The sequence below is a fragment of the Colwellia sp. PAMC 21821 genome (assembly GCF_002077175.1).
GTDB lineage: Bacteria > Pseudomonadota > Gammaproteobacteria > Enterobacterales > Alteromonadaceae > Cognaticolwellia.
In genome coordinates this window covers 2,155,793-2,171,881 of sequence record NZ_CP014943.1, presented here as the reverse complement: position 1 = coordinate 2,171,881, position 16,089 = coordinate 2,155,793, and the positions used below count along the sequence as shown (strand labels likewise).

Below are 16,089 nucleotides of genomic sequence, written 5' to 3'. Positions count from 1 at the left end.
ATGTTAAACCATCATTTATTAACTCGCTGGCTAGTCGGCTACGAAGCACAACGAAAACGTATGCTCAAGCGAGCACCTGCGGGCCCGTTGTATGATTTTCTTAAGGTCCCTTTTCCTGCGCTTTGTACCCCTTTTGAACAAACATCGATATTAGCGGTAGATTTCGAGACAACAGGGTTAGACGCTATACAAGATAAATTGCTCAGTGTCGGCTGTGTGGAGTTAAATCATTGTCAAATTATACTGGGGACGAGTTATCACCAAATTATTCAAACTCAAGGCAGTTTAAAGGCCGATAACGTTACTATTCATCAAATAACTGATGACCAAAAAGATCAAGGCAAACCATTAGCCGACGTAGTTGAAAACTTACTAAAAAGACTCGCCGGCAAAGTCATGTTAGTGCATTTTTCTCGTATTGAACGACAGTTTTTACAACAAGCGTGTTTAGAACTCTATGGTATGGCACCACCTTTTCCGATGATAGACACGTTAGTTGTCGCTAAAAAAAGATTAGATAAACGCGATGTTGCTTACGACCCTTCAGAGTTGAGGCTTACCGCGCTGCGAGCAAAGTACGGATTGCCCAATCACTATGCCCATAATGCGTTAAATGACGCGATTGCAACCGCAGAATTACTGTTAGCTCAAATTAGCGAACGCAATGAAGATATGTCACTACAGCAATTAATTTTATAGCGGCCTAATACACTTATTTTCCTCAAATGCAGAAAATAACTTGGTCTATTGCAAAACTATGAGATAATTGTGCTCGCAATCACACATTAATGGTCCATTATGAAACTTTTAGTTCGCAACCTTTCTCGTTCAACAACCGAACAAGAACTCCGTATTTTATTTTCTGCTCATGGCACTGTCACTGAATGTAATTTAGTTTTAGACCAAGCAACGGCGAAATCAAAAGGTTTTGGCTTTGTTGTCATGCCAGATGAAAAAGCAGCTAAAGACGCTTTAAAAAATCTGCATGAAACTAAAGTTGCAAATAATAAAATTCGCGTAAAAATCGCGCAATAGTTTTATCTAGTATAGATACTCAAAACCAGCACTCAGCTGGTTTTTTTGTTTTTAATGCACAGCTCAAAAGCTAGTAAAAAGAAAGCTAGCTAGTTCGCTATTTTTAGCAAAACAAACATTTCAGCTAAGTAGCCTAAAATGGCACGCCTAGCATTGATGCTAAATCACCATTAAAATTAAAAAACGATGACGCTTCACGATCTTTAATACGAGAATTCAACTCTGTTTTCAGCGCTTTTAACGTTGTAGTGCTGACAATAAACTGGTTAATAGACACCACTTCATCTTCTATTCGATCGGTATGTATCGCAATATTCTCTGTGGTTATTTTATTGCTCCCACCATTAAAGTGTTCCCAAACAATAGCTTCAGGTGTATCCGCTGATTTTAACTCCCTAAGCTCAGTATTTAATTCACTCACCTTCTTCGATAGCAAAGCTTCAATTGCTGTCAGTGTTTCAGCATCAAAATTGAAAGAGTCGTCGTCAATGTGTTCGTGGTAAAGCGTTAGTAGTGTAAACACATCTTTATTTTCTCTTGCACTAGCAAGCTGCTGCATTAAATCATGCTTAATCGCTTTCTTAGTTGCATCACTTTCTTTATCTGGATGTAGCTTAGATGCAAGGCGCTTATACATTTTATTTAATTGACTGCCTTTAAATAATTTTTCGAGGATGCCTAGCTCATGCTTATTTTCTCTCTCTGAAAAATCGCTATAGTGCTGATAGTCAAAATCTTCAAAGAAGTCTTCATCAAATTCTTCATTAAACTCTGCATTATATTCATCATCATCTGCCGCTGCTTCTTCATGCATTTTTTCATGAAAACGTTGAACATGCTCTTGAATCAAAGCCGGGTTTTTAATCAGCTCAATTAACTCCTCTCGATCAAACTGCATTTCACCGTCAAACATTTCATCTAACATGTTAGCTAATTCGGCAATACTTTCTTCATCTACCGTTTGGTCTAAAGTTTCAGCTAATAGCGTCAACTCTATATTTATTTTTTCGCGTAAATCAGCAACATCAATACCTTCAGAGAAAGGATGTGTAGCTAAATAATCGATATCAGATGAAATCCACTCTAACAACTCATTTCTTTGCTTATCGGTTAATGATTTTTTTGAGAGAAAATGTATTAAATGCTCAACTTGCGCAGTAATAGCATCAGCTAATTTTTGTTCAGAAGGCTGTGCTTCCTGTTTAAATTGTTCAAACAATTTTGTTCTTTTTTTAGTGAAATTAGCATTACGCTTCTGATGTTTTTCTATTTTTATCCACAAAGCAGACAGCGCACTTGTCGGTTTATTATTTTCATTTTCAGCGCTGAACTTACTTAACTCGGGAATGAAATCGCTCATGACAATATTTTTGTTGGCTTAGTGATAAAGATATTGTAGCTAAATAATAAGTCGTAGTGCAAAAGCGATTGTGAGTCAGCTTTTTAAGTGAAAGGTTGAACGTTATCCACAATGCTTTACATCGTTACTTTTACTACACTCTACATTAAGTAAACTTTGTAAAGTTCCCCCAAATAACAGATCTCATTAATAGACAAATAATGAAAAGTATTGCTGCTTCCACTGTTTTGCCATACTCTCTCAGCTAAGCACTAAAAAACAGAGCAACCAGTCAAAAAAGAAAGCTTATTGATGATAATCAATAGACTGTTTTTAGGTTGCGTTTAAAGAAATAGTATTAATATAAATTAGATCTTAGTTGGAATACATGTACAGTAAATTGTTGTTAGAAGTTGAAGAGTTATTATCCCCCCATTGCCGATTTACATAAACCTGAAGGCACTGAATGCATTGCTGTAGTTGATCAGTGGATACATGCCATTGCCACTGACAGTCAATTTTTTTGTAATGCCGATTTAGCACCCGCTAATGAATTAAAAACTCAAATTATCGACTTGCTCAGCGCTAAGCAGCTTTTTACCAACCGAGAAAATTTTTACGATTTAGTTTTGAAAACCTTACCTTGAAACCAAGCAAAGATAGTAGCTTTAAATTTATTGATCTGTTTGCCGGTATTGGCGGGGTTCGTTTAGGCTTTCAAAAGAATGATGGCGCGTGTGTCTTTTCATCTGAGTTTGATAAGCATGCGCAAGCAACTTATAGAACTAACCATGGTGAGTTTTAGTTGCTAATAAAAACGACTCGAATAACGCTATAACTTGTGTAATAGATGAATTTAAACGGTGATCTCCATCAATAAGGTGTAAGGTACACTGCGTCTGCTGAGCATATTTTATAGAACTGGCTACAGGCACAATATCGTCAGACCAACCATGTACAATCTCAATATTGCTAAGCGTAGTATTATAGTTTTGCTGCTGATAACCCTGCATATACAAAGCTGGCGCCAATAAAAATACGCCCAGTGGTTGGTTACTTGCTGATGCGACTAATGAAACGTAACCGCCCATGCTTGAGCCGACTAAAATATAAGGTTCGAGCTCGTTTGCTAAATAAGTATTCAACTTAATTACCCGATCATCGGGGCTTGCTATATTGCTGTAGTCAATGCTATCGACACTACAACCTGCCGCTTTGGCTATGTTAGCAAGTTGGGTTATTTTACTGCCCCATGGGCCACTTTCTTTGCCATGTGAGAATATAACTTTCATGTTTACTCCGTTTTCCACTTAGTCATCAAACGTTATGCCTGTTTGACTCTAAATAGTATATAAAAGTTAAACAAACAGAAAATAAAAATTATTAAAAAAACTCATTAGATCTAACAAACACTATTTTTCACTAATCAGTAGCCAATTGTATTGTCGATATTGGCAAAGTAATGACCAAAAACCACGTTGTTGCCAATCATTATTGTATTCTAGTTTGGGCAAACCTATTTCTTTGTTCAGTGATAGTTTACCGATAACTTTATCTGCAAATTTTACCTGTAGGCTGTAGGCTGTAAATTTATCATTCATCAGTTAAACCCATTCGTTATCAGCTAAAGAATTAGACTCAGGAGTGAGTAGCTCTCTTGTCGTTAGTTTTATGCCTAACCCTTGTAAGACCGAAAATACTGCGGACAAAGTGCAATTAGCATTTCCGTTTTCAATACGCGATAACGTATTTATGCCGACTCCACATAGAGCTGCACAGTCTGCCAGTTTCATATTCAACTTTGTTCGTTTTGCTTTAACTAGCTTACCTAGTACATCTGCATCTTCTATATATACAGAGTTAGGCATGTCTGAAACTTTAACTCGATTAGCCATACTAATAGCACCTAATTATTCACCATTAATAGTGATTATATTGGTGTATTAAACATTAGCAAGAAATATTCACTACTATTAGTGAATATACTTCCTACTGGTAGTCATTCAACCATTATTCACTAGTAGTGATGAATTAAAGTTCATACTGACAGCAAAACCACTTGTAGTTTTAGTAATAGATAGTGCTGCAAAGATATGCTCAACAGGTGAAGCCTGAACTCATTGTTATATATGCGTTAGTATACAAAAGTGGTTCAAACTCTCTTGAGATTTTTGCTAAATATTACTGCATGCGATCATCGAGAATTAATAGCGTAGAGCGTTTTCGACGTTCAATATTGTCATCATTGTGTATAGAAAATCTAATTATCTATACATGTAATAAACTCATGTATAGATAATCGTATAATTTCGACACGTCGACCGAACATGTTTATGAAATCGACATTAACATCAAGTTTGAATAAATATTAGATGACTAGGCGTGCTAAAAAATGAAAGTTATTAAAAACAAAAAGCCCCACAAAAGTGAGACTTTACAATGAATTACTTATAAAAATGGAACGTGCTAAAACATTATTCTATGTTTTGTATTTGAATGTAGAGCACAGACACTTAACCAATTAAAATCAACAACTTAAAGAGAAAGCATAAAACAAACACATTTACAGCCCACCAAATAGCCCACCAATTGATAACTATTAAAACTAATTTATACTGTCAACTCAGTTGAAAATCTTTATAAGACTCTAATAAGAGCTTTATTTTTATTTTTGCATATTTACTTTCAGGTTCAACTTGCAGTAAATAATTTAGTTTCCCGATAGTTCTTTCATATATTAACGGATCAAAATTATTCATTTCGAATAAGTTATGTTTAAACTTTTCAAGTTCAAACACATTAGCCCTTAAATCTCTTTTGAAGGACCTAGGGACTTTAAGCTTCCCACTAGATATTGAGATACCTGTAATTATCTTCCGGGCCCCTTTAATTTTTAATTTAGTTTTACTTTTGTTTAAATTAAATCCTCGATTCATTAATATTTTTTCAATCAAGGAGGGAAGGTTTCTTGGAATATTTATTCCCGAAAATGCTAGGTCATCCGCATACCTTGAATATTTTAAATCAAACTTTAAAGCAATCTGCTCTAATATTATGTCAATAGGATAAAATACAGCATTACTTAAGATAGGGCTTGTGCTCGCACCTTGCGGCAAACTGTTCCTTAATGTGCAAATATATGAAATATAATTTGAATCATTCGTTTTCATCCCCACAGAGTGCAGTACTTCAAAAATCATTTGTCTGGAAATGCTTGGAAAGAAGTTTTCTATATCAACAGTTAATAACTCTTCACAGTCAAGATGATGCTTTGCATGACCAATAGCGCTATTCCCTTTCATGAATGCAAAGCTATTTTTGTGACATTTAAGCTTGTCTTGAAAAACATCCAAAATCACGCCATGTAGATGCTTCAGTGTAGGATAAGGCGAATCAATTTTTCGATACCCACCTTTACGCTTTGGAATATTAAAGCTTCTATAGTGGTTCTCTGATGCATGAATAATACTAGAGACAATAGCTCGTGTCTCATGACTAGCTTCTAAGCCTAAATTTTGAATGAAAATTGAAAAGTCATTGTTATAATGCATAAATATTGAGGTCCTGCTCTACTATAAAATTTTCACTTTGAGACATTGTCACGTAGTGATAATTCTCATCACTTAAGAGCGAATAGTGTCTTTTATTCGTTCTTAAGTGATCAGACCTATTAGTGGTTAAACAACCCCTAATCGAAAAAGGCGAATACACCTTATATTGCTAGAGCAAAACCTCAACAGAATATTTTTACCATAAATCAAACACTAAGACTATGATTAATTAAACAATCAGGCTTTTTTGTTTTTTGAATTTGATTAAGAATAAATATTTTTTCATTACTGAGTTTTGAAGAAAGCTTTACTCTATCTCCCTTAACCTCTCCTAATCCATTACTTTCCAAAAAACTTACAGCCTTAATAATTGTTCCTGGTAGTAAACGATATTTTTCATGAAATTCGTAAATATAATGCCACTTGAGATCTAAAAGCAAATTAATGCAATTTTTAATTGCTATTCTTTCTTGATTATCCACACTAATCCACCCTTTCAAAGAGAGTATGATGAGTTTTATCATCTTTTAATTTTGGCCACCAAAAAATTGGGAATACATTGTTAGGGCAACTATAGTTTTCCCAATAATATAATGATTCACTTTTATTATATCCAAGAGAATAATCACCTATTAATCTATTCTGATATTTTTCATTTAGTTTTGTTTCAAGTAACAACATTTCCTCTATTTTAGCCTTACTTTCCATCTTATTATTTTTTTCACTGATCCCCTTATCTAAAGATTTGTATGTAAATATTGGTTTTTTTAGAGTATCACTCAAATTTTTCAAACCAAATTTCATACCTGAAAAAGCGACAAAATAAAAGTCCAATGATAAGTAATCAATACCAACGAGGTCACTCGAAAGTACATCACATAACCATTGATATTTTTTTATCATTTTTTCGCCACTTCCTATGAAGTCATCAAAGATAATTATCGAATCTCCATTTTTAACTTTGCCAACAGCTTCAGGGATATGTGTGATATACCTGTTACCCCACTCATCTGTTGGCTTTATTTTTAATTTTAATTGTTGTATTCCTACTGAGGAACCATCTGGCTTTCCAACATCGGCAACACCTACGATAAGTGTACGTTCAGCTTTAAGCCCCCACTCAACAAACTGTTCATTAATTGCTTGGCATGCCAACTTCTCGTTTTGGTTATCTAAAACATAAATTTCTAAAATTAATTCTTTCAGTAGCGCTCTTTGTACTTTTGATTCACAAAAGTCCCATAGATTCATCAACTCTTCTTGAAGATCATTGACCCAACTTCTTTCCTTAATTAATTCAAAGATATCGTTAAATGCTTCACGGTCTAACTTTTGGTTTGCAATCATGATAATACCAATTAAATAGTTTATTTCTTAATATTCGATGACATTTCTTTTCTTAAATCTCTTACTGCAACTCTAAATTCTTCGGACCAATTTTCACTAGCTTTGTCGTCCTTCTTTTCTTGAGAAAACTTAAATATTAATTCTAATGCACGCTTAAATTCTCGAGGAGCCACACCTCCATCAAATAATAGGTGAATTCGTTGCGACACATCCCTTATTTGATATGTCCAAATATCTAATTCAGGGCCACTTTTTGGTATGAGAGTTACTATAGTCAATAACTCCGAATAAGCTTTAAGTCTTTCGGTCTCTATCCAGCGACTGAACTCACGATGAATCGTTAACTTATTCCCCCAAAAAAGCGTTAATAATTGTCCAACGATTCCACCAGCCATTATCGCTGTTAATACTGTATTCCAATCCATATCAATTCCTATTCACTCTTAGAGTAGAGCCTAATAATAATTAAAAATCATAATATTAATGATTTAAGTTAATTTAAGTTTGTGATGCAACGTTTCATCACTTTTATTTTGAGGTGCATTCAACAAATCAAAAACCAACCTAGAAAAGCCATTAGCCTTATCCGGGTTAGATAACAACTGCATCATTTGGTTTTCATGTGCTTCACCGCTATCCATAATGGCGTCCATTAACGCTTTAGGGAAGTCGCCAAGCATTGCTTGTTCAGCTGTATTATTGTCTATCTGTTTCATCACTGATGTATTCTCTCTAACCTTATCTTTAATGGTGTATAAATAATTCACCATGTCTTTATCGGTCAGCATATCAGTGATAAATAACTCGTTTAATCGGGCTATTATTTGCGATAGAAACTCTGCTTTAGGATCTTTTGCTTTTGCCGTTCCTAGAGCATCCCCTGTTTCTAATTTGTAATCTGGTGAGTCTTGTTTAAGTGTTATGTCTTGCTGGCGAATTTTTGATAAACGGTAATGACTCATCACCACATTACTTAAATCAATATCGTTTTCTTCAGGCGCTACATCTCGTAGCATAGGTCTGAGGTTACGGGCATAAAGGCATAGTTTTTCTAGCGCCTTGTCATCGTAATCAACAATTTGAGACATAAACTCATAGAAACGTACAAAGGTACCCAAATCTTTTTTAAATATGTCTAAAGCGTCCTTTTCTTGCTTACAGTCTTTAAAGGTATTTTCAGCATTCGCTATTAACACTGTATCACCAGTTTTCTTAGTGCGCTCGAACATTTTTTTCGCTTGTTTATACGCTTCAATTGCAGATTTATAGCGCTTTTGCCAGCGTTCAACAGCGGGTTTACAAATATTAGCTATAGCTGCGTTGCTTTTGCTCTTAACAAAAAAAGCATCACAGAACTGTTCAACTTCTTGCCATTGGAAAATACCTGCAGCTTTTAACTTATCCTGTAGGTCGAATATCAAATCAGGATCAGATACATCGGCTAATTCAGCTGTCTTATAATAAGGTTGGAATGCAGCAAGAATATCATCAGGTTCATTGACGAAATCTAAGACATAAGTACCCGTTTCAGCTTTACCAGGGAAAGTGCGATTTAAACGAGATAATGTTTGTACACAGTCAACTCCACCCAATTTTTTATCAACATACATAGCGCAGAGTTTTGGCTGATCAAAACCTGTTTGAAATTTATTAGCAACTATCATCACTTGGTAATCACTGCTATCAAAGGCCTTACGCATATCTCGGCCTTTGAGACTATTGTTCATGTTCTTTTCAGTAAACTTAAGATCTACAAGCGCTTCGCAGCCAGGGTCTTTATCAGTGAATTCTACTTCACCAGAAAACGCGACCATTGCATGAATTTTTTCATATCCATTTTCAACAATATATTTATCAAAGCCTTGCTTATAACGCACTGCCTCTTTACGAGAGCTGGTCACTACCATAGCTTTTGCTTGGCCACCTAATAGCCCCATCACGTTGTTTTTAAAGTGCTCAACAATCACTTGTACTTTTTGACTAATATTATAGTCATGCAAGCGTACCCATTGATTAAGTTTTACTTTGGCTTTTTTACTTTCAACTTCTGAATCAGTATCAGCCATTTTCATGGCTAGGTTATAAGCGATTTTATAGTTAGTGTAGTTTTTTAACACATCGAGAATAAAGCCCTCTTCAATCGCTTGGCGCATACTATAAACATGATAGGCTTCCGGCTTATTGCTCTTTGAGGGGGCTTCATCAGGTTTAGGTAAACGGCCAAATAATTCTAGTGTTTTGGGCTTAGGCGTTGCGGTAAACGCTAAATAGCTTAAGTTTTTTGAAGCACGGCGTGAAGCGACTGTGGCATCTAAAATATCTTCGGTGGTGAGCTCTTCATCACCTTCCAACTCTCCCAAAGAGCCATCAATCATCAATACTTCTTTTAACTGACGAGCCGTACTGCCTGTTTGTGAACTGTGGGCTTCATCAGCAATTACCACATAATTACGTTCTTTTAAGCTAACGCTGTTCTCAATGGCTTTTAGAACAAAAGGAAAGGTCTGAATAGTTACTACAATTATCGGCTGTGAACTTTCTAGAGCGCCGGCAAGCTTTTCTGATTTAGAGCCATCACCTTCATTGCGATTTATTCTACCTACCATGCCTTCAACAGACGTAAATTGTGAGATGGTTTCTTGCAACTGATCATCAAGTACTGTTCTATCGGTAACAACTATTATAGAGTCAAATAGCTTGTTACCTTCAGCGGTATGAATAGCCGATAATTGATGAGCCGACCAAGCAATAGAATTAGATTTCCCTGAGCCTGCACTGTGTTGAATTAAGTACTTTTGTCCAGGGCCTTCATTGCGAGCAGCATTAACTAACTTACTGACAACATCCCATTGATGGTAGCGAGGAAAAATCAGTGTTTCTTTCTTATATTTTCGCCCTTCCCAGTCTTCTTTCTCTTCAATTTCTAGATGTACAAAACGAGCAAGAATATTTAATAAATTATCTGGTAGTAATACTTCGTTCCATAAATAGTCAGTCGCATATTGATTGATGTTTTCTGGTACATCGTTACCAGCAGCGCCTTCACTAGTACCCTTATTAAATGGCAGGAAAAAAGTATCATCACCCTCTAAACGCGTAGCCATATATACTTCATATTGGCTAACAGCAAAATGCACTAAAGCACCACGTTTAAAAGTTAATAAAGGCTCTGACTTTTTAGTAACCGGATCTATCGCAAACCGAGTAGTTTTGTATTGCTTAATCGCATTTTGTACAGCTTGTTTAAATTCTGATTTCAGCTCTAGTGTAACTACAGGTATACCGTTTACAAATAATACTAAATCAATGCGCCATTTTTTCGCTTTTACACCGTTTTCAGCTTCATGCTCGTCAGTTGCCCAAGGGGAATAAACCAACTCAGGCACTACACGTAAACGATTCTTTTGATAGTTAGCCAAAGTGTCAGGGTTTAAGTCATGCTCTGGTTTAAACTGACATAAACTAAAACGCGTACCACGGTCACGAATTTCGTGCCGTAAAATACCTAAGGTACCAAAAGTACGCATTTCTTTATTAGCAGCATTAGGATCAGCCTTATTTAATTGCGAGGCCACCCGTTCTAAAAATTTTTGCTCTGGATATTTTTTATTACCAGGCTTAGCAGGATAAAGTGCACAAAACTTTTGCCACTGAGCGTCCTGAGTATCTTTTACAAAACCCAATACATCTTCTTCGTAAAGCGCCAGCTCGCGGTTATAGTTTTCGGGTTTTCCAAGCAACCAGCCATTGGATACTAGCTGGCGAATCATATCGTTTTGGAATGTATGCTCGTTACCCTTATCCATTAACCACGTCCTGTAAACTTTCACTTCTCAGGTCCCAAGCCAATATCAGCTTTTCTACCAACATTGATTGCCTCTCCCTAATCAGTTTAGGCTTCCAATCAAGTTCCTTAATTATTTGATTAGTCAGAACAAACGAAGTATGACCATTTACTGGATTAAAATAGGCCGTTTTTTTCTTATCAAATTCATAGTTACTAGCCGCACTATTCTTATTTCTTGAAAGTAAGGCCAAATTACCTAAACAATGAACAAGCTCTTGATGCTCCTCATCACTTGGACACCACTGCTTCCATAAGCTATCCATAGTTGGATTTTGTGGCATAACATGTTCAACAGTTATCTTGGAATGATTGTACTGAGCCATATTATCGCTTAGTTCGGAGTCAAGCCTTAAAAGCACCATAACTCTAATTTTGCTCAACTTATAAATTGGACCACTCAACTGTTTTATCGCGTCTTGCTTTTCATCGACGGTTAAAAAGAGTTTAGAATCAGCGCTAAACTCGTTATCACTGTCAATAGCATTCAAAATATCAGTATAACGTGCGATACGGTAGTTAATGCTAATGCGATTTATCATCAACACTGAGGTTAATTTTTCCAAACTATCTAAAAAGATAGCCAATCGTTCTGGCTCACTTCGATATTTAGCCATATAGTAAATCGCTGCAGGGACCCAATCGCTATTGTCTATGCGCCTTAACCAAAATAGGCTGCGATTAATCTCTGCTTCAAAACTGTGACTACTAAAGTTTTGATCTAAAATTTCACTATAAATTTGTGTATATGGCGCTAACTTATTATCAATAAAGCTTATAGAATCCTGCTCTGGCTTTATATGTGCTTTGAAATCAGAAACCATATTGGAACGAGATTTTGCACGTAGCTCAATCATCCTTATGTGAGAAAATAATGCGTTAAACCTATCGCGACCTATATTCTCTTCTAAGTCTTCCCATTTATTGGTATAAAAACTTTGTTTATCATTACTTTCAGGAATAGCTCCGGTGATTAAAGATTTTAGAATATCTGTTGCACTTAAATCTAAACCTCTATCGTTCATCACTGAGAAAATGCGATAAGCGGAATCCACGTCAGGAGTAGTAACCAATACAACAAAGCATCCAAGCATTAAAAATTGAGTTAATCTAATTAAAGCTTCTTCTTCAAGGCCTTTTAATTGTGAATGCATCGCCATAGCATTTTTACGCATATTTTTTTGGCTATCATTCATAGTAATGTTTGTTGCAAATAAGTCTGCTAATCCACCAGCTTCTTGTAAGTATTTTAAAAAAAACTGTTGATCTTTTGGTCTTGTTTTTAAACGAGGTTTGTCTTCTGTGAGCAGTATTGGGTCACCTTTTTGAAATATAGCGTTCTCCAAGCCGGCGCTATATTTAGATGAAACTAAGCTACGAATTACTGACAATAAAATAGTTAAGGTAGTTAAGCGCTGCTGCCCATCAACCACTTGTGACAAAGCGCCATCAGGCTTAATCAGTACAATACTACCTAAAAAATATGGAGAGGCCTCTTTAATATTTTTCGGTTGTTCAGCCAAAAATTGTAATAAGTCATCAACTAATGTTTCCGCTTGCTCAACTTCCCATGAATACGGACGCTGGTATCCTGGTATCTCAAAGGAGTAATCATCACAAAAAACACCTTTTAATGAATATTCGTGTGCTTCTAAAGTTTTTTTGGTCATGTAAATCCTTTTATCTATTACAGCTTAATAACTAACATTAATTACTTACAGCTCGATATAGTATTTGTTAATAACTCATGAAGAGTATCTAAATTATAGTCACTTTTAGTCGCTGATAATACTTCAGCTCTATCTAAGGCGTTTTGACATGAAACAGTTATTGAATCGGATGCTTGAGTTTTATTGTCATAAACACCAATACCCGCAACAAGTATTGCAAACGCAAAGCTCAATATTGAAAACTGCCGAATTGAACTTAACATCTTATCTCTTGGTTCTTGTTCTCTTTCTTGCTCTTTGCGTAACAAGGTGTAGCTCATCGCTAAAAAAACAAATGCAACACCAGATATTCCAAGCTGTAAAATATTGATAAGATCACTCGCTGAGAATCCTAAAACACTCATTCCTCACCTCCAACATTGCACAAATAACTTTCATCAGTCCACTCGCCGCCATTCCAAGCCTTTTCTACACCTATGGGCAGTTGTGTCAAAACTGAGTCTGGAATATCACCGGTTGTTTTAGGATAGTTTTGAACCGAATGCTGAATCATAGTAACGATCGCTTTCGCTGTGTCATTACATATTTTAACTACAGCCGGATATTTTTTTTCAGGCAAATTCAATGTTGCAGAAGCCAATAAAAGTCTAGATTGTGGATAAAGATAACCGTCTACTAATTTGACTTTAGGAGCATCATCGCCTAATTCATTAACATCAAAATCATTCAATGACCCCGTCAATATTGGCGCAGCTAACAAATCAATTGCGACTCTCTTAATTAACGCTGACAAAACATATTCATTTGCCTTTCCTGAATTTCCGTCCTGCATCCCCAACCATTTAAAGCCACATAAATCAGCATTTAACTCATGCTTATCTAACGTTACCTTACTATCGAATAAGCCTGGTTTTAGTTGTAATTTGTATATTTCAGCCCATACGTTTTTAGTTTCAATAACAGACTTACTCATTACCGGACAAATATTACCATTAAAATGATAGCCTTCATGCCCTAATATAAATGAAAATGCATAATCATTTATTTCATTATAAATATCTATAGCCGTTGATAATATAATGTTTTTTGCGTCTGGCTTAATAGCATTATTTACGTGTGAATATATATCAACAACTAAGGAGTAAATTGAATTTAAATCATCTGCACTTAAATCTCTACGAGCGATAATAGACTCTTCCCTGTGGGTAAATACCTTATCATCATCGTATTTTTCAGCATCAGCCAACAACAGTGCATCTACCCAACTCAATTTGGGTACCTCACTTAATACAGTTACTTTTTTATCATTAGATAAATACATAAATGCAGCTTCAGCGGCTAGCCACGCAGACACTCTAGTAATAAGTGCTAATGGCTCTTCTCGACAATATATAGCACTGCTATCTGCATAACAGGCTAAGTTCGGCTCTTTTTCACACCCTCTCGCCATAAATGCGAGTTCAGCATCATCGTCAACTGTTGCAAAAACTCTTGCTGCCGTATCACTAATCACTTTACGGTACTTTTTATCAATTTCAGTCGCGTTTTTACCGTAGCACACTGCTAAACGCCACTCTTTCGCTTGTAATGTATACGAACTTAATAAAGTGAGAGTAAAGAAAATAAAAAAGGCTAATCGCATGACATCGCCTCCGATAACGTCTGCCACAACAGTGATAACTGATAATGTTCAATCATCTCCGTAATAGTTTCTATTGGTAGTTTTTTACCACTTTTCTGATAATAATCTAAGGAGGACCGTACATAAGATTCAGCTTGATTCAACTCATATTTAGCTTCAAAAATACCGTTTTTGTCTTTGTCCCAAATTCTAATGACCATAGAATATTCATCAATTTTTTCTTGAGATGGTATAAGGCCATGGCCCGTATACCATGTTTGAAATACCGTTCGAGTGTTCGCTTGGCAATTTTTTAGTTTAGCCAATACGGTAACGGTAAAATATCGTTGCATCTCCATTGCACCGCCAGCACTGGCATTCGGCTCTTCAATTGCAGAAGAGAAGTCATCAACAGCCGTCACTCCTATAAGCGGCGTAGGCACGTTAAGAATAATTTTTTCATCAGTCAAAGCGATAGCATTAACCGGCTCTTTTCCAAGACAACAAAACGAGAAAAATATTAAGATAATTAAATTTTTGAACATTCCTTGCTCCATCAATTATTTCAGTGAATTTTAAAGTTATATAGTCTTTACGATATCACATATTTAGCCTTATCTTTATTGGCTCATTTTAGCTCAGGATTTGACTTTTTTGTATCCGTTAAGCTTTTCACAGCATCAGCTAAGTCTTTATCAACTTGAGTTGGCTTTAAGTCAATGACTCGTCGAAACTTATCGTATTCTTGCTTAGCTTTTTGTTTTACCTGCTCTGCCGATATTTTACCTGCATGGGTCAATACATCAAAATCGCTTAATTTAAGAAAATCATTTAACTTACTTGCCCAATCAGCCATCTTCATTAACTTGCCATTACGCGCCTGCAGCTCAGCAAACTCAAGATAAGACGTTACTAAACGATTTAATGTTTCAAGCTCTACCTCCGATAAGAAGTTTTTACCTATTATCGCCTCTTTACGGGTCGGCTCTCTGCCTTTATCTTTACCTGCATAGTTTGTTAAACCTAAGTGCGGTTTATCGGCATCAATACGCTGGTAAGCTATTTCTGCTGCTGTGTGGCCATGTGCGGCCCAATGCATTTTATTTTGTACTTGAGCAAAAAAGTTCACGCTTTGCTGGGTTTTGCCGTTGTAGTCAATACTTGTTGCATAAATGTCGCATACTTTGCGCCAAAAAAGCTTTTCTGATGACCTAATATCGCGAATACGATTAAGTAATTCTTCAAAATATGGACTAGATTCTGGCTGCTTTAAACGCTCGTCATCCATCACAAAACCTTTGACTAAATACTCTTGTAAGGTTTTGGTCGCCCATTGCCTAAATTGCACACCTTCTTTTGATCTAACGCGATATCCTACAGCCAAAATAGCTTCTAAACTGTAGTGCTCAATCTCTCTTGTTACTTGCCTAGATCCTTCTTGGCGAACTATTCGGAATTTCCGAATGGTTGCGTTTTGTTCAATTTCTCCATCACTATAAATATTAGATAAATGCTCATTAATAGTAGGCACACCCTTTTGATATAGCTCTGCAATCAATGCTTGTGTAAGCCATAAACTGTCAGACTCGAAACGACATTCAACCTTAGTGCCGCCATCTGCACTATTAAATAATATAAACTCACCGTTAGGTGCTTCGGGTATTAAATTATCAGTCATAGCG

The 16,089-nt window shown here is 36.0% G+C and carries 18 protein-coding genes; 4 read left to right on the top strand and 14 right to left on the bottom strand.

What is annotated here, in order from left to right; all coding sequences use genetic code 11:
- Together A3Q33_RS09210 and A3Q33_RS09205 are read left to right on the top strand one after the other, a co-directional pair.
- Complete coding sequence (locus tag A3Q33_RS09210) at window positions 1-699, top strand: exonuclease domain-containing protein (RefSeq protein WP_081179694.1); 699 nt, start codon at window positions 1-3, stop codon at window positions 697-699.
- A 99-nt stretch (window positions 700-798) separates the two neighbouring features.
- Window positions 799-1,035 carry an RNA recognition motif domain-containing protein gene (locus tag A3Q33_RS09205; protein ID WP_081179693.1) on the top strand — a complete coding sequence of 79 codons (237 nt, stop codon included), beginning with the start codon at window positions 799-801 and terminating at the stop codon, window positions 1,033-1,035.
- A 133-nt stretch (window positions 1,036-1,168) separates the two neighbouring features.
- On the opposite strand, the gene A3Q33_RS09200 is transcribed toward A3Q33_RS09205, so the two are convergent.
- Window positions 1,169-2,395, bottom strand: a complete 1,227-nt coding sequence (locus A3Q33_RS09200; protein ID WP_081179692.1) for a hypothetical protein — start codon at window positions 2,393-2,395, stop codon at window positions 1,169-1,171.
- A 392-nt stretch (window positions 2,396-2,787) separates the two neighbouring features.
- Here A3Q33_RS09200 and A3Q33_RS09195 point away from each other — a divergent pair, with 392 nt between their 5' ends.
- Window positions 2,788-3,021, top strand: coding sequence for a hypothetical protein (locus tag A3Q33_RS09195; protein ID WP_081179691.1), 234 nt, complete (start codon window positions 2,788-2,790; stop codon window positions 3,019-3,021).
- A complete protein-coding gene (locus tag A3Q33_RS09190; protein ID WP_081179690.1) occupies window positions 3,018-3,179 on the top strand; it encodes a DNA cytosine methyltransferase in 162 nt (53 codons plus the stop codon). Before A3Q33_RS09195 ends, A3Q33_RS09190 begins: the two co-directional genes overlap by 4 nt.
- Here the strand turns inward: A3Q33_RS09190 and A3Q33_RS09185 are convergent.
- The 13 genes from A3Q33_RS09185 to A3Q33_RS09125 form a co-directional block, all read right to left on the bottom strand.
- Entirely contained in the window at window positions 3,160-3,666 is a 507-nt protein-coding gene (locus A3Q33_RS09185) for an alpha/beta hydrolase (RefSeq protein WP_081179689.1), read from the bottom strand. The two genes, A3Q33_RS09190 and A3Q33_RS09185, sit on opposite strands and share 20 nt — an antisense overlap.
- A 120-nt stretch (window positions 3,667-3,786) precedes the next feature.
- On the bottom strand, window positions 3,787-3,975 hold the full coding sequence (locus tag A3Q33_RS09180) for a hypothetical protein (RefSeq protein ID WP_081179688.1): 189 nt from the start codon (window positions 3,973-3,975) through the stop codon (window positions 3,787-3,789).
- A gap of 3 nt (window positions 3,976-3,978) precedes the next feature.
- A complete protein-coding gene (locus tag A3Q33_RS09175) occupies window positions 3,979-4,269 on the bottom strand; it encodes a helix-turn-helix domain-containing protein (protein ID WP_081179687.1) in 291 nt (96 codons plus the stop codon).
- 723 nt (window positions 4,270-4,992) lie between these two features.
- Window positions 4,993-5,925, bottom strand: a complete 933-nt coding sequence (locus A3Q33_RS09170) for a reverse transcriptase family protein (RefSeq protein WP_081179686.1) — start codon at window positions 5,923-5,925, stop codon at window positions 4,993-4,995.
- Window positions 5,926-6,131: 206 nt separating this feature from the next.
- Window positions 6,132-6,407 carry a hypothetical protein gene (locus A3Q33_RS09165; RefSeq protein WP_081179685.1) on the bottom strand — a complete coding sequence of 92 codons (276 nt, stop codon included), beginning with the start codon at window positions 6,405-6,407 and terminating at the stop codon, window positions 6,132-6,134.
- A gap of 1 nt (window position 6,408) precedes the next feature.
- Window positions 6,409-7,272 carry a phosphoribosyltransferase-like protein gene (locus tag A3Q33_RS09160; RefSeq protein ID WP_081179684.1) on the bottom strand — a complete coding sequence of 288 codons (864 nt, stop codon included), beginning with the start codon at window positions 7,270-7,272 and terminating at the stop codon, window positions 6,409-6,411.
- A 20-nt stretch (window positions 7,273-7,292) separates the two neighbouring features.
- Window positions 7,293-7,697: a hypothetical protein gene (locus A3Q33_RS09155; RefSeq protein WP_081179683.1), complete on the bottom strand. Its 405-nt coding sequence runs from the start codon at window positions 7,695-7,697 to the stop codon at window positions 7,293-7,295.
- Window positions 7,698-7,760: 63 nt separating this feature from the next.
- Complete coding sequence (locus A3Q33_RS09150) at window positions 7,761-11,078, bottom strand: type I restriction endonuclease subunit R (RefSeq protein WP_081179682.1); 3,318 nt, start codon at window positions 11,076-11,078, stop codon at window positions 7,761-7,763.
- Window positions 11,071-12,786, bottom strand: a complete 1,716-nt coding sequence (locus A3Q33_RS09145; protein ID WP_081179681.1) for a DUF262 domain-containing protein — start codon at window positions 12,784-12,786, stop codon at window positions 11,071-11,073. Before A3Q33_RS09145 ends, A3Q33_RS09150 begins: the two co-directional genes overlap by 8 nt.
- A 41-nt stretch (window positions 12,787-12,827) precedes the next feature.
- Window positions 12,828-13,190 carry a hypothetical protein gene (locus tag A3Q33_RS09140; RefSeq protein ID WP_081179680.1) on the bottom strand — a complete coding sequence of 121 codons (363 nt, stop codon included), beginning with the start codon at window positions 13,188-13,190 and terminating at the stop codon, window positions 12,828-12,830.
- Window positions 13,187-14,428, bottom strand: a complete 1,242-nt coding sequence (locus A3Q33_RS09135) for a hypothetical protein (protein WP_081179679.1) — start codon at window positions 14,426-14,428, stop codon at window positions 13,187-13,189. The genes A3Q33_RS09140 and A3Q33_RS09135 overlap by 4 nt, the downstream gene beginning before the upstream one ends.
- A complete protein-coding gene (locus A3Q33_RS09130) occupies window positions 14,419-14,952 on the bottom strand; it encodes a hypothetical protein (RefSeq protein WP_081179678.1) in 534 nt (177 codons plus the stop codon). Before A3Q33_RS09130 ends, A3Q33_RS09135 begins: the two co-directional genes overlap by 10 nt.
- An 83-nt stretch (window positions 14,953-15,035) precedes the next feature.
- On the bottom strand, window positions 15,036-16,085 hold the full coding sequence (locus tag A3Q33_RS09125) for a virulence RhuM family protein (protein WP_081179677.1): 1,050 nt from the start codon (window positions 16,083-16,085) through the stop codon (window positions 15,036-15,038).
- Window positions 16,086-16,089 lie beyond the last annotated feature (4 nt).